10 protein-coding genes are annotated in these 12,179 nt (G+C 72.3%); 7 read left to right on the forward strand and 3 right to left on the reverse strand.

Going from position 1 to position 12,179, the window contains the following annotated elements; genetic code table 11:
* The first annotated feature begins 301 nt into the window (after window positions 1–301).
* The gene (locus tag ACFQ11_RS05685; RefSeq protein WP_378296775.1) at window positions 302–2,278 is read left to right on the forward strand and encodes a sensor histidine kinase; all 1,977 of its coding nucleotides are present in this window, start codon (window positions 302–304) and stop codon (window positions 2,276–2,278) included.
* A 228-nt stretch (window positions 2,279–2,506) separates the two neighbouring features.
* Here ACFQ11_RS05685 and miaA read toward each other — a convergent pair whose 3' ends face one another.
* Window positions 2,507–3,400 (reverse strand): tRNA (adenosine(37)-N6)-dimethylallyltransferase MiaA, encoded by an 894-nt coding sequence (gene miaA, locus ACFQ11_RS05690; protein WP_378296835.1) that lies wholly within the window; start codon window positions 3,398–3,400, stop codon window positions 2,507–2,509.
* Window positions 3,401–3,519: 119 nt separating this feature from the next.
* Here miaA and ACFQ11_RS05695 point away from each other — a divergent pair, with 119 nt between their 5' ends.
* Window positions 3,520–3,885 (forward strand): antitoxin, encoded by a 366-nt coding sequence (locus ACFQ11_RS05695; protein WP_378296776.1) that lies wholly within the window; start codon window positions 3,520–3,522, stop codon window positions 3,883–3,885.
* Window positions 3,886–3,889: 4 nt separating this feature from the next.
* Here the strand turns inward: ACFQ11_RS05695 and ACFQ11_RS05700 are convergent, their stop codons facing one another.
* Together ACFQ11_RS05700 and miaB are read right to left on the reverse strand one after the other, a co-directional pair.
* Window positions 3,890–4,618: a class III extradiol dioxygenase subunit B-like domain-containing protein gene (locus tag ACFQ11_RS05700; RefSeq protein WP_378296777.1), complete on the reverse strand. Its 729-nt coding sequence runs from the start codon at window positions 4,616–4,618 to the stop codon at window positions 3,890–3,892.
* 14 nt (window positions 4,619–4,632) lie between these two features.
* Window positions 4,633–6,177, reverse strand: a complete 1,545-nt coding sequence (gene miaB / locus ACFQ11_RS05705; protein WP_449193546.1) for a tRNA (N6-isopentenyl adenosine(37)-C2)-methylthiotransferase MiaB — start codon at window positions 6,175–6,177, stop codon at window positions 4,633–4,635.
* A gap of 311 nt (window positions 6,178–6,488) precedes the next feature.
* Between miaB and ACFQ11_RS05710 the strand changes: the two genes are divergently transcribed.
* The 5 genes from ACFQ11_RS05710 to ACFQ11_RS05730 all read left to right on the forward strand — a co-directional run bounded on the left by ACFQ11_RS05710 (window position 6,489) and on the right by ACFQ11_RS05730 (window position 12,157).
* Complete coding sequence (locus ACFQ11_RS05710; protein WP_378296836.1) at window positions 6,489–7,208, forward strand: amino acid ABC transporter ATP-binding protein; 720 nt, start codon at window positions 6,489–6,491, stop codon at window positions 7,206–7,208.
* 63 nt (window positions 7,209–7,271) lie between these two features.
* On the forward strand, window positions 7,272–8,138 hold the full coding sequence (locus tag ACFQ11_RS05715) for a glutamate ABC transporter substrate-binding protein (RefSeq protein WP_378296779.1): 867 nt from the start codon (window positions 7,272–7,274) through the stop codon (window positions 8,136–8,138).
* A 77-nt stretch (window positions 8,139–8,215) separates the two neighbouring features.
* Window positions 8,216–8,917, forward strand: coding sequence for an amino acid ABC transporter permease (locus ACFQ11_RS05720; protein WP_378296780.1), 702 nt, complete (start codon window positions 8,216–8,218; stop codon window positions 8,915–8,917).
* Window positions 8,914–9,900 carry an amino acid ABC transporter permease gene (locus ACFQ11_RS05725; protein WP_378296781.1) on the forward strand — a complete coding sequence of 329 codons (987 nt, stop codon included), beginning with the start codon at window positions 8,914–8,916 and terminating at the stop codon, window positions 9,898–9,900. The genes ACFQ11_RS05720 and ACFQ11_RS05725 overlap by 4 nt, the downstream gene beginning before the upstream one ends.
* Before the next feature lie 190 nt (window positions 9,901–10,090).
* The gene (locus ACFQ11_RS05730) at window positions 10,091–12,157 is read left to right on the forward strand and encodes a S9 family peptidase (RefSeq protein WP_378296782.1); all 2,067 of its coding nucleotides are present in this window, start codon (window positions 10,091–10,093) and stop codon (window positions 12,155–12,157) included.
* Window positions 12,158–12,179 lie beyond the last annotated feature (22 nt).

Here is a 12,179-nt window from a genome sequence, read left to right on the forward strand (position 1 = left end):
TGACGGCCGAGTCGGCGCCGCCGGGGACGTTCGGCGGTTGTGCTCTCCCTGGGGGCTCGGGGATGGCGTGGCCGGTCTCCGCGGGGTGTTCGTCTGGTTCCGTATGGGTCCCTGACATGCCTTTTCATGGCTAGTTTCCGTTTTGCGTGGTTACTATCTCGGCACACCCGGTGCCCGGCGGCGGGTCGCGGCCGGTTCCGGCCACGCCGTCCGCACGCGGACGCCCCGATGAGTGCGGGACCGAGACCCGGACGCTTTAACATTCCATTACTTTCCGACCCGGGAGCCCAGGATGGTGACGGTGGCCCAGAGTCGCGGGGCGGGCCGCGGCGCGGGGGGCGCGGCGGGCGCGCTCGCCTGCGGGGCGGTCCTGCTGGTCGCCGCGTCGCTCGCCGTGGGCGGCTCGCTGCCGGCGGACGCGCGGATGGTCTGGTGGCACCCGGAGATCCTCGTGGCGCTGTGCTGGACGGGCGTGGCCGCGCTCCTGCTGCGGCACCGGCCCCGCCTGCGGGTCGGCTGGCTGATGATGGGCGCGGGCGTCAGCGCGGCCGTCTACGTCCTGGCGCTGAACCTGGGGCCGTGGCTGGAGCTCCGGGGCTGGGCGCTCGCGGGGTTCTTCCTCTGGCTCGGCACCTGGCTGTGGGCGGTCGACACGTTCGTGCTCACGCTGGTGCTGCCGCTGATCTTCCCGGACGGGCGGCTGGTGTCGGCCCGGTTCCGGCCGGTGCTGGCCATGGCGTGCCTGGTCCCGGTCGTCGTCTGCGTGCACCTGACGATCGACCCCGGCGCGCGCCGGTTCCACAACGGGGTGTCGATCTACCCGTTCGCGGAGATACCGCCGCCCATCGCCGCGCTGATCGTCGCCACGCTGGCCGGGGCGGTGCTGTCGGTGGTGGTCCGGTTCGTCCGGGCGGCGCCGGACGTGCGGCGGCAGATCGGCTGGGTCGTGTACCCGGGCGTGCTCGCCGAGGCGGTCATCTACGCCGGGGAGAACACCGCGATCGGCGATCCGCTGCGCAGCCTGACGATCGTGGCCGTCCCGATCTGCATCGCGATCGCCATCACCCGGTACCGGCTGTACGACATCGACCTCGTGGTCGGCCGGACGCTCGTGTACGCGGGGCTCGCCGTGGTGATCACCGGCGTGTACTTCGCGCTGCTCGGCATGACGAGCATGCTCGTGGCGGGGCACGGCGCGCTGGCCGGCCTGGTGGGCGCGATCGCGGCGGGCGCGCTGTTCGAGCCGGCGCGGCGTCGCATCCAGCGGACGGTGGACCGGGTCGTGCACGGCGAGCGCGACCCGTACCGGATCGCCGACCGGCTCAACCGGCGGCTCCAGACCGCCGCCGATCCCGGCGCGGCGCTGGCCGTCGGCGCCGAGGTGGCGCGGTCCGCGCTGCACGCGACGGGCGTGGTCATCGAGGTCCTGGACCGCGACGGCCGGACGATCTCGGCGGAGGACGGCGTCCCGGGCGAGCGTCCGCACCTCATCCCCCTGGTGTGGCACGGGGAGCCGGTGGGGCGGCTGCGGTTCGGCGTCACCCGCCCGCCGGACGCCCGCCTGTCGGGCATCCTGGCCCGCAACCTCGCGGAGCTCGCGAACGCGGCGCGGCTGGCCGCCGACGTGCAGCGCTCCAAGGAGCGCATCCTGCGGGCCCGGGAGGACGAGCGGCGCCGGCTGCGCCGCGACCTGCACGACGGGCTCGGGCCGACGCTGGCGAGTCTCGCGATGACCGTGGACGCCGCCCGCATCACGCTCAGGACCGACCCGGAGGCCGCGGACGCGCTGCTGGAGGATCTGCGGGCGACCATGGGCCGCACGATCGGCGACATCCGCGAGCTGGTGCAGGGACTGCGGCCGCCCGCGCTGGACGACCTGGGCCTGGCCGGGGCGATCCGGGCGCTCGGCGGCGTCGTCGCCTCCGGGGACGGCCCCAGAGTGGACGTGCGCGTGGAGGGGGAGGTCGGGTGCCTGCCCGCCGCCGCCGAGGTCGCCGCGTACCGGATCGTCCAGGAGGCCCTCACCAACGTGCACCGGCACGCCAACGCGCGGTCGGCCGAGGTGAAGTTGTGCCTGAACGGGGATCTGCACGTCACGGTGGACGACGACGGCGTGGGGCTGCCCGAGCGGATGCGCGCGGGGATCGGCATGGCGTCGATGCGCGAACGCGCGACGGAACTCGGCGGCTCCTGCACCGTGGGCCCCGGCCCGAAGGGCGGCACGCTCGTCCGCGCCCGTCTCCCCGTCAACGGGGTCCAGCCCCTCGACGCCGCCTGATCCGGCCGCTGCCCGATCGGGGAGATGCCGCACCCGGTGGGAGGGCCGGTGACCGCCCCCCGCCAAGAAGGTCGCCACCGGCCCTCTGGCACCGCACTGGACCGAGGCTCCCATCTCGGTCCGTACGGGCCATTTCACCAGAGGGTGTGCAAGGAAGAAGTTACGCGGTGACGGGTCCCGGTGCCGAGGGACAGTTGTCCCGATCGATCCGGGACCGGGCGCGGGTCCTCATCCGTGGACGAGCGCGAGCGCGCGCGCGACGAGGTCCGGTGCGTCGTACGGAAGCCATTGGACGCGCGGGTCGCGGCGGAACCACGACTCCTGCCTGCGCGCGAAGCGTCGCGTGGTGCGGATCGTGTCCTCCTTGGCCTGCTCCTCGGTCCACTCCCCCGCCAGGTAACGCAGCACCTGCGCGTACCCGAGCGCGCGCCCGGCGGTCAGGCCGTCGCGCAGCCCCCGCTTCTCCAGGGCCCGTACCTCGTCGACCAGGCCGGCGTCCCACATCCGTTGCACCCGCACGGCGATGCGCTCGTCCAGCTCGTCTCTGGGCACGCCGAGGCCGATCTGCACGACCGTGTCGTAGCGGTACCGGTGCTCGGGCAGGGTGGCGGTGAACGGGCGTCCCGTTATCTCGATGACCTCCAGGGCCCGCACGATGCGGCGCCCGTTGCTCGGCAGGATCGCCTCCGCCGCCGCCGGGTCGGCCCCGCGAAGACGCTCGTGCAGGACGGCGGGTCCTTCGCGCGCCAGTTCCTCCTCGAGCCGCGCCCGGACGGCCGGGTCCGTCCCCGGGAACTCCATCTCGTCGATCGCGGCCCGGACGTACAGCCCGGACCCGCCGACCAGGATCGGCGCGCGGCCGCGCCCCCGGACCGCGGCGATCGCCTCGGCGGCGAGCCGCTGGTACTCGGCGACGCTCGCGGTCGCGGTCACGTCCCAGACGTCCAGGAGGTGGTGCGGGACGCCGCGCATCTCGTCGCGCGCGAGCTTGGCGGTGCCGATGTCCATGCCCCGGTAGAGCTGCATCGAGTCGGCGTTGACCGCCTCGCCGCCGAGCCGCAGGGCCAGTTCCACGGCGAGGTCGGACTTGCCGGCGGCGGTCGCGCCCACGACCGCGATCACATCAGGAGAGGTCACGGGCTTAATTGTGGCAACAGAACGGGTATAGCCGGGATGTACGGGTGCCGTGCGGGAACGTCGCGCGGCGCCGTCCGAGACGAGGGATCCGGGGGGATGTTCCAATGTCCATCGTCGACAAGGTCAAGCAGATGCTCGGGCAGAACGCCGACAAGGCCAAGCAGGGCGTGGAGAAGGCCGGGGACATGGTCGACCAGCGCACCGGCGGCAAGTACTCCGACAAGGTCGACAAGGCCCAGAGCAAGGCCGGGGACTACATCGACCGGCAGGGCGAGGGCGGGAACGAGCCCACCGGCGGCCAGGGCGACGCGCGCCAGGGCGACATGGGGCGGGCCGACACGGGCCAGGGCGACAGGGGCCAGGCCGACATGGGCCAGGGCGACATGGGGCAGGGTGACATGGGGCAGGGCGAGCCGCGGCGGCACGGCATGGACGAGCCCGGCCCGAACGAGCCCGGAGGCCGCGCCTGACCCGCTACCGCCCGGGGTCCGCCGTCCAGGACGCCACGAAGTAGCCGACCCCGTAGGGCGCCTCGTCGGCGAGAAGCTCGCCGGTGAACCGGCCCGCGGCGGCCGCGCCCGCGAGCACCTGCCACGCCGCCCGCCCGGCCGCCCGCAGCTCCCGGGACGTCCCGGCGTCGAGCGCGGCCAGCGCCGCGGCGTCGGCCCTCCCGAGCGCGCGGGCCACCGAATCGTCGTACGGTCCCGCCCGTTCGTCGAGGTAGCCGGGGGCCTTCTCGGAACGGCACGCCGAACCGTCGCCCAGCACCAGCAGGGCGACGCGGCCGGCGGATCCAGCGATTTCCCGGCCGAGCGCCAGGCACTCCTCCGGCGGGGCGTCGAACGCGACCGAGCGGTAGCGCGCGCCGGCGTCCGCCCCCCGGACGAGCGGAGCACCGGCGCGCTCGAGCAGCCACCGCCCGATCGTCAGCGACAGCGGCAGCGGCTCGCCGCCGCCGTCCGGAACCTCGGGACTGGTCCACGGCAGCCCGTACGGGCGCAGGGTCGCGTAGGCGTCGCTCCCGTACGCGACGGTGCCCGGGGCGCCGCCCACGACGGCCAGCGCGTCCGGCCGTGCGGCGGCCAGGCGGCCGACGGCCTCGTCGCAGGCCGCGCGGAGCCCCTGGAGCTCCGGCGCCGCTCCCCCCGCCATGGCGGGCACCAGGAGGGGCGGATGCGGGCACACCGCCGCCGAGATGAGCACGTCGCGGAGCCTCCTCAGCGGCCGGTGGCGCAGCCGGGGCCGGACGGCGCGGCGGCCGGGGCGGGGCGGCCGATGGACGGCATCCCGAGCGCGACGCCCTTCGGTGCGTCGCCGCCGCCCTGCCGCGCCTCCCACGCGTCGCCCGCGCGGGTGCGCCGCACGGACCGGACGTCGCCGTCGGCGACGAGGTGGTGCGGCGCGGCGTAGGTGACCTCGACGGTGACCATGTCGCCGGGACGGACGTGCTCGTCGGGGGCCCGGAAGTGCACGAGGCGGTTGTCGGGGGCACGGCCGGACAGCCGGCGGGTCTCGCCGTCCTTGCGGCCCTCCCCCTCGGCGACCAGGACCTCGAGCGTGCGGCCGAGCTGCTTCTTGTTCTCCGCCCAGGAGATCTCCTCCTGGAGCGCGACGAGCCGCTCGTACCGCTCCTGCACGACCTCCTTCGGCAACTGGCCGTCCATGGTGGCCGCCGGGGTGCCGGGCCGCTTGGAGTACTGGAACGTGAACGCCGAGGCGAACCGCGCCTCCCGGACGACGTGGAGCGTCTCCTCGAAGTCGGCGTCGGTCTCGCCGGGGAACCCGACGATGATGTCGGTGGTGATCGCCGCGTCCGGGATCGCCGCCCGGACCTTGTCGATGATGCCGAGGAAGCGCTCCTGCCGGTAGGAGCGGCGCATGGCGCGCAGCACCGCGTCCGAACCGGACTGCAGGGGCATGTGCAGCGACGGCATCACGTTCGGGGTCTCGGCCATCGCGGCGATGACGTCGTCGGTGAAGTCCTTGGGGTGCGGCGAGGTGAACCGGACGCGCTCCAGTCCCTCGACCCGCCCGGCGGCGCGCAGCAGCCCCGCGAACGCCGAACCGCCGCCGGACGTCAGGGCGCGCACCTCGTCGCGCACGCCGTCCGTGGCCGCCGCCAGGGCGCCGAACCCCGAACCGTAGGCGTTCACGTTCTGCCCGAGGAGGGTGACCTCCAGGACGCCCTCGCCCACCAGCGCCTCGACCTCGGCGAGGATCTCGCCGGGCCGGCGGTCCTTCTCCTTGCCGCGCAGGGACGGCACGATGCAGAAAGTGCACGTGTTGTTGCAGCCCACGGAGATCGACACCCAGGCCGCGTAGGGGGACTCCCGGCGCGTCGGCAGCGTCGACGGGAACGTGACCAGGGACTCCTCGATCTCGACCTGCGCCTCGCTCTGCACGCGCGATCGTTCCAGGAGCGCGGGAAGCGACCCGATGTTGTGGGTGCCGAACACGACGTCCACCCAGGGGGCCCGCTTGACGATCGTGTCCCGGTCCTTCTGCGCGAGGCAACCGCCCACGGCGATCTGCATGCCCGGGTGGCCGTCCTTCACCGGACGCAAATGGCCCAGGTTGCCGTACAGGCGGTTGTCGGCGTTCTCCCGGACGGCGCAGGTGTTGAACACGACCACGTCGGGCTCGGCCTCGCCGGCGCGGACGTATCCGGCGTCCTCCAAGAGGCCGGACAGCCGCTCCGAGTCGTGAACGTTCATCTGGCACCCGTAGGTACGAATCTCGTACGTGCGGGGGCCTGTCTCCATAGGCGCACTCATGACGTCCCCAAGGGTACGCGCCGCCCCGGGTCTCATGGCGGTAACCGTCGCATCACGGAACGGGACGCCGCCGTGGTCACGCGCACCCCACCGGTTACACCCGATAGGGCCGCAACCCCTTGCGGACATGGGTTTTCGTGATCGTATCGGTACCCCGCGGAAACTTGCCCTGCGAATTCCATGTCGTAAAGTCCGAGCCCATGACGGACAGCGAAGGCGGGCCCGAGCTCACCAAGGGCGACGGGCCGGACGACTCCGCCCCGCAGGGGAAGACCCAGGGCGGCGGGCCCCTCGTCGTGATGGAGAACGTCAACAAGCACTTCGGCGATCTGCACGTTCTCCGCGACATCAACCTCACCGTGGACCGCGGCGAGGTCGTCGTCGTCATCGGCCCGTCGGGCGGCGGCAAGTCGACCCTGTGCCGGTCCATCAACCGGCTGGAGCCCATCGACGGCGGCACGATCAAGGTGGACGGCAAGGAACTGCCGAAGGAGGGCAAGGAGCTCGCGAAGCTCCGCTCGGACGTCGGCATGGTGTTCCAGTCGTTCAACCTGTTCGCCCACAAGACCATCCTCGAGAACGTCACGCTCGGGCCGATCAAGGTCCGCAAGCAGGGCAAGCAGGAGTCCGAGAAGCACGCGATGGAACTGCTGGAGCGGGTCGGCATCGCCAACCAGGCCCACAAGTATCCGGCGCAGCTCTCCGGCGGGCAGCAGCAGCGCGCGGCGATCGCGCGCTCCCTCGCCATGAAGCCGAAGGTGATGCTCTTCGACGAGCCGACCTCGGCGCTCGACCCGGAGATGGTCAACGAGGTCCTCGACGTCATGACGGGCCTGGCCCGCGAGGGCATGACGATGATCGTCGTCACCCACGAGATGGGGTTCGCCCGTAAGGCCGCGCGCAAGGTCGTGTTCATGGCGGACGGCCAGATCGTGGAGGAGAACACTCCGGACGAGTTCTTCACCAACGCGCGAACCGACCGCGCGAAGGACTTCCTGTCCAAGATCCTGACCCACTGAGTTCCGGCTCCGCGAACAGCGAGCACCGAGCCCACCGGCCCCGAAAGAAGCAGAGGAAGAGAAATGCGAGCACGTCGTTTCAGCGGCGCCATCGGCGCGGCGGCCGCGCTCTCGCTGGTGCTGAGCGCCTGCGGCAGCGACACCGAGGCCACCGATGCGCAGAGCATCGTGGACCGGGTCAAGGAGAACAAGAAGATCACGATCGGCGTCAAGTACGACCAGCCCGCGCTGGGCCTGAAGACGCCGAGCGGCGGTGTCGAGGGCTTCGACGTCGACGTCGCCAAGTACGTCGCCAAGGAGATGGGCGTCCCCGAGGACGGCATCACGTTCAAGGAGACCCGGTCCGCCAACCGGGAGACCTTCATCACCGGCGGCCAGGTCGACCTGATCTTCGCCACCTACTCGATCACGGACTCCCGCAAGAAGCAGGTCACCTTCGGCGGCCCGTACTACGTCGCCCACCAGGACACCATGGTCCGGGCCGACGACGAATCGATCAAGAAGGCCGCGGACCTCAAGGGCAAGAAGCTCTGCCAGGCCGCCGGCTCCAACTCCTACAAGCGCGTCATCGACCCGCCGCCGGACGGCAAGCTCGACATCGACGCGACCCCGGTCCCCGCCTCCAGCTACTCCGAGTGCGTGGCGAAGCTGAAGGCCGGCGACCTGGACGCGGTGACCACCGACGACCTGATCCTCGCGGGCTTCGCCAAGCAGCAGGAGGGCGAGTTCACGGTCATCAACGACCCCTTCACCGACGAGAAGTACGGCGTCGGCATGCGCAAGGGCGACACCGAGACCTGCGAGGCCGTCAACGCGGCCATCACGAAGATGTACGAGGACGGCACCGCCGCCAAGCTGCTGGACAAGTGGTTCGGGGGCACCGGCCTGAAGCCGACGACGACGGTTCCGCAGTTCGAGGGCTGCGCCTGACCGTAACGACCGGCCGCGCCGCGCCGGCGTCCCGTCCGCTCGGGGCGCCGGCGCGGCCCTGAACACGCTGGAGTGTCATGGAAGACCTGCTCGGCCTCCTCGACTTCGGCCCGGTCTTCGAGAACGGCGACCGCATCCTCGAAGGCTTCTGGGGGACCATCCGGCTGGCGCTGATGTCGGCGCTGCTGTCGATGGTGATCGGGACGATCGCCGTGTCGTTCCGGGTCGCCCCCATCCCGCTGCTGCGGATGGTGGGGACCGTCTACGTCAACGTGGTGCGCAACACGCCGCTGACACTGGTCCTGCTGCTGTGCAGCCTGGGCATCTCCACAACCCTGCAGCTCAAGTTCTCCGAGCAGAACACCGTGGACGCCTACTGGTGGGCGGTCATCGGGCTGTCCTTCTACACCGGGGCGTTCATCTGCGAGGTGCTGCGCTCGGGGATCAACACCGTGCCGCTCGGCCAGGCCGAGGCCGCACGGTCGATCGGGCTGACCTTCGCCCAGTCGCTGCGGATGGTCATCCTGCCGCAGGCGTTCCGCGCGGTGATCGCGCCGCTCGGCAGCACGCTGATCGCCATGATCAAGAACACGACCGTGGTGATCGCGGCCGGGTACCTCGAGGCCGCCGCGGTGATGTACGCCCTGTTCGACGATCCCAACAACCAGCCGCCCGCCATCCCCCTGTTCCTGACGATCGCGGCCGGCTTCATGGTCCTCACCCTGCCGACCGGGTTCTTCTTCGGCTGGCTGGCCAAGCGAATGGCGGTGGCGCGATGAGCAGGGAGGCCAACGTCCTCTTCGACGCGCCCGGCCCGAGGGCCGAGGCGCGCAACAGGATCCTGGCGGTCGTTTCGGTCGTCGTCCTGCTGGCCGTCGCGGCGGCGGTGGTCTGGAAGCTGTACACGCTCGACCAGTTCGCCGCCAAGCTGTGGAAACCGTTCCTGCGCGGCGATGTCTGGTCGAACCTGATCCTGCCGGGCCTGTGGAACACGCTGAAGGCCGCCGCCGTCGCGTCGGTGCTGGCGATGCTGTTCGGCGCGGTGTTCGGTCTCGCCCGGCTGTCGGACCACTGGTGGATCCGGGGCCCCGCGGGCGCGGTGGTGGAGTTCTTCCGCGCCATCCCGCTGCTGATCCTGATCTTCCTGGCGTTCTTCGCGCCGCCGCTGGTCAGCCCGGTCATCGCCGAATCGCCGCTGGGGCAGGCGCAGCGCGTCATCGTGGAGAACTTCCTGTTCGTCTTCGGTGTGGAGATCAACTACGGCGTGGTGACCGTCCCCGCGTTCGCCGCGCTGGTGTTCGGGCTGACGCTGTACAACGGCTCGGTGCTCGCCGAGGTCGTCCGGGCGGGCGTCCTGTCGCTGCCCAAGGGGCAGTCGGAGGCCGCCTACTCGATCGGGCTGCGCAAGAACGGGGTCATGCGGCTGGTGCTGCTGCCCCAGGCGGTCACGGCCATGATGCCCGCGATCGTCAGCCAGCTCGTCGTCCTGCTCAAGGACACCGCGCTCGGGTTCATCATCGCCTTCGAGGACCTGCTGCACGCGGGCTTCAAGGTGGTCGGCCCGAACTTCCAGAACCTGCTCGCCGCGGCGATCGTCGTCTCGATCATCTACATCGGGATCAACATGTCGCTGAGCGCGCTCGCGACGTGGCTGGAGGGGCGCCTGCGCCGCAACCGCCGGACGACCGGGCACTCCGTCGCGCCCGCCGCGGGGGTCCCCGCGGCACCGGGGATGGAGCCCGGCGAAGTCGAGAAGAAGTAGCGTTCCCCGCGCGTCCGCGAACGCGGGCGCACGGGACCCGAGGGGGCGCCGCCGGAACCGTCCGGCGGCGCCCCCTCGCACGTGAGACGGGGTCCGGGGGTGGCTTCACCGGGTCGGCGGCGCGTATCTTTCCGAAGTCAAACCGCCCGTCATGGCCCCACTGCATCCCCGTATGCGGGACGATTCCGGTATGACCGCTCGTGCGACCCTTCCCCACGGCTCCTGGCCGTCTCCCATCTCCGCGGCCGACGTCGCCCGCGCTCGGCTGCGTCTCGCCTTCCCCTCCATCGCGGGCGACGACGTGTGGTGGCAGGAGACCCGCCCCGAGGAGGGCGGGCGGAACACGGTGGTCCGCCTGCGGGACGGCCGGCGCACGGAGCTCCTGCACGCGCCGTGGGACGCGCGCACGCGCGTCCACGAGTACGGCGGGCGGTCGTACCTGCCGGTGCCGACCGCCGAGGGCACCTCGATCGTGTTCTCCAACTACGAGGACCAGCGGCTGCACCGGCTCGACGAGGGCGACGCCAAGCCGTACCCGCTCACCCCGGAACCGGCGGTCCCCGGCGGCCTCCGCTACGCCGACTACGTGCTGTCCCCCGACGGCGCCGAGGTCTGGTGCGTCTGCGAGGGCCACATCGCCGGGCAGGGCGCCGCCGAGGACGGCGCCGGCACCGGGATCCGGCGCGCCATCGTCGCCGTGCCGCTCGACGGGAGCGCCGCGGACGACCCCGGCGCGATCCGCGAGCTGGTGTCCGGCGCGGACTTCTACGCCTCGCCCGCCCCCTCCCCCGGCGGCGGGCACCTCGCCTGGGTCCAGTGGAACCACCCCCGCATGCCCTGGGACGGGACGGAGCTGCGCGTCGCCGCGATCGAGGACGGCGCCGCCGTCTCGCCCCGCACCGTCAAAGGCGGGCTCAAGGAGTCGGTCCTGGCGCCGCTGTGGGCGGACGACGAGACCCTGTACGTCATCTCGGACTGGCCCGGCTGGTGGAACATCTACCAGGTGGGCCTGCACGGAGAGTCCGCCCAGGCGCTCTACCCCGCCGAGGAGGAGTTCGCCGGCCCGCTCTGGCAACTGGGCGGCATGCCGTACGCGCTCCTGGGCGACGGGCGCCTGGCGGTCCTGCACGGCGAGGGCGACCTGCGCATCGGGATCTACGACCCCGAGACCCTCGACCTCGAGGACCTCGACGTCCCCTACGCGGACTGGCTGCCGCAGCTCTCCGCGGACGGCACCACGATCGTCGGCATCGGCGGCGGCCCCGACACCCCCCGCACCGTCGTGCGGATCGACACCGCGACGGGCCGCGCCGAGGAGCTGCGGGCCGAACTGGAGGACGTGCCCGACGCCGCGTACCTGCCGGCGCCGCGCGCCGAACGGCTGGAGGGCCCGTTCGGGCGTCCCGTCCACGCGTACGTCTTCCCGCCCGCCAACCCGTTCGCCGCCGGTCCCGCCGACGAGCTCCCCCCGTACGTCGTGTTCGTCCACGGCGGCCCGACCTCCCGCGTCTCCACGGTGCTCGACCTCGAGCGGGCGTACTTCACCAGCCGCGGCATCGGCGTCGTCGACGTCAACTACGGCGGCTCCAGCGGATACGGCCGCACCTACCGCGAGCGGCTCAGCCGCCAGTGGGGGGTCGTCGACGTCGAGGACGCCGTCGCGGCCGCCCGGGCGCTCGTGGACCGCGGCCTCGCCGACCCGGAGAGGCTCGCCATCCGCGGCGGCTCCGCGGGCGGCTGGACGACGCTCGCGGCGGTGACGCAGACGCGGGTGTTCAGGGCCGCCACGTCCTACTTCGGCGTCACCGACCTGCAGAGTTTCGCCGAGGGCACCCACGACTTCGAGTCGCGCTACCTGTTCGGCCTGATCGGCCCGCTGCCCGGATTCGAGCGGGCCTACGAGGAGCGCTCGCCGCTGAACCGGGCCCACGAGGCCGCGTGCCCCGTCCTGCTCCTGCAGGGGCTGGACGACCCGATCGTCCCGCCGGACCAGTCCGAGCGGTTCGCGATGGCGCTGGGCGCCGGCGAGACCCCGCACGCGTACCTGACGTTCGAGGGCGAGGCGCACGGCTTCCGCAGGAGCGCCACGATCGTCGCGTGCCTGGAGGCGGAGCTGGCCTTCTACGGCCAGGTCCTCGGCTTCGAGCCGCGCGACGTGACCCCGATCGAGCTGACGATGGGCGCCGCCCCGGCGAAGCAGGCGGAGCGCGACGGCGGCGCGGGCTCGGGCGACGATGCGGGAGCGGACGTCGAATAGCACCTGCGAGAAGTGCCTCGCC

The sequence above is a fragment of the Actinomadura sediminis genome, from assembly GCF_042675525.1.
GTDB lineage: Bacteria > Actinomycetota > Actinomycetes > Streptosporangiales > Streptosporangiaceae > Spirillospora > Spirillospora sediminis.

Coding starts and splice junctions, on each gene's coding strand:
- ACFQ11_RS05695 (WP_378296776.1), top strand. CDS start 3,520: ATGTCCATCGTCGACAAGGTCAAGCAGATGCTCGGGCAGAACGCCGAC.
- miaB (WP_449193546.1), bottom strand. CDS start 6,177: ATGGAGACAGGCCCCCGCACGTACGAGATTCGTACCTACGGGTGCCAG.
- ACFQ11_RS05710 (WP_378296836.1), top strand. CDS start 6,489: ATGGAGAACGTCAACAAGCACTTCGGCGATCTGCACGTTCTCCGCGAC.
- ACFQ11_RS05715 (WP_378296779.1), top strand. CDS start 7,272: ATGCGAGCACGTCGTTTCAGCGGCGCCATCGGCGCGGCGGCCGCGCTC.
- ACFQ11_RS05720 (WP_378296780.1), top strand. CDS start 8,216: ATGGAAGACCTGCTCGGCCTCCTCGACTTCGGCCCGGTCTTCGAGAAC.
- ACFQ11_RS05725 (WP_378296781.1), top strand. CDS start 8,914: ATGAGCAGGGAGGCCAACGTCCTCTTCGACGCGCCCGGCCCGAGGGCC.
- ACFQ11_RS05730 (WP_378296782.1), top strand. CDS start 10,091: ATGACCGCTCGTGCGACCCTTCCCCACGGCTCCTGGCCGTCTCCCATC.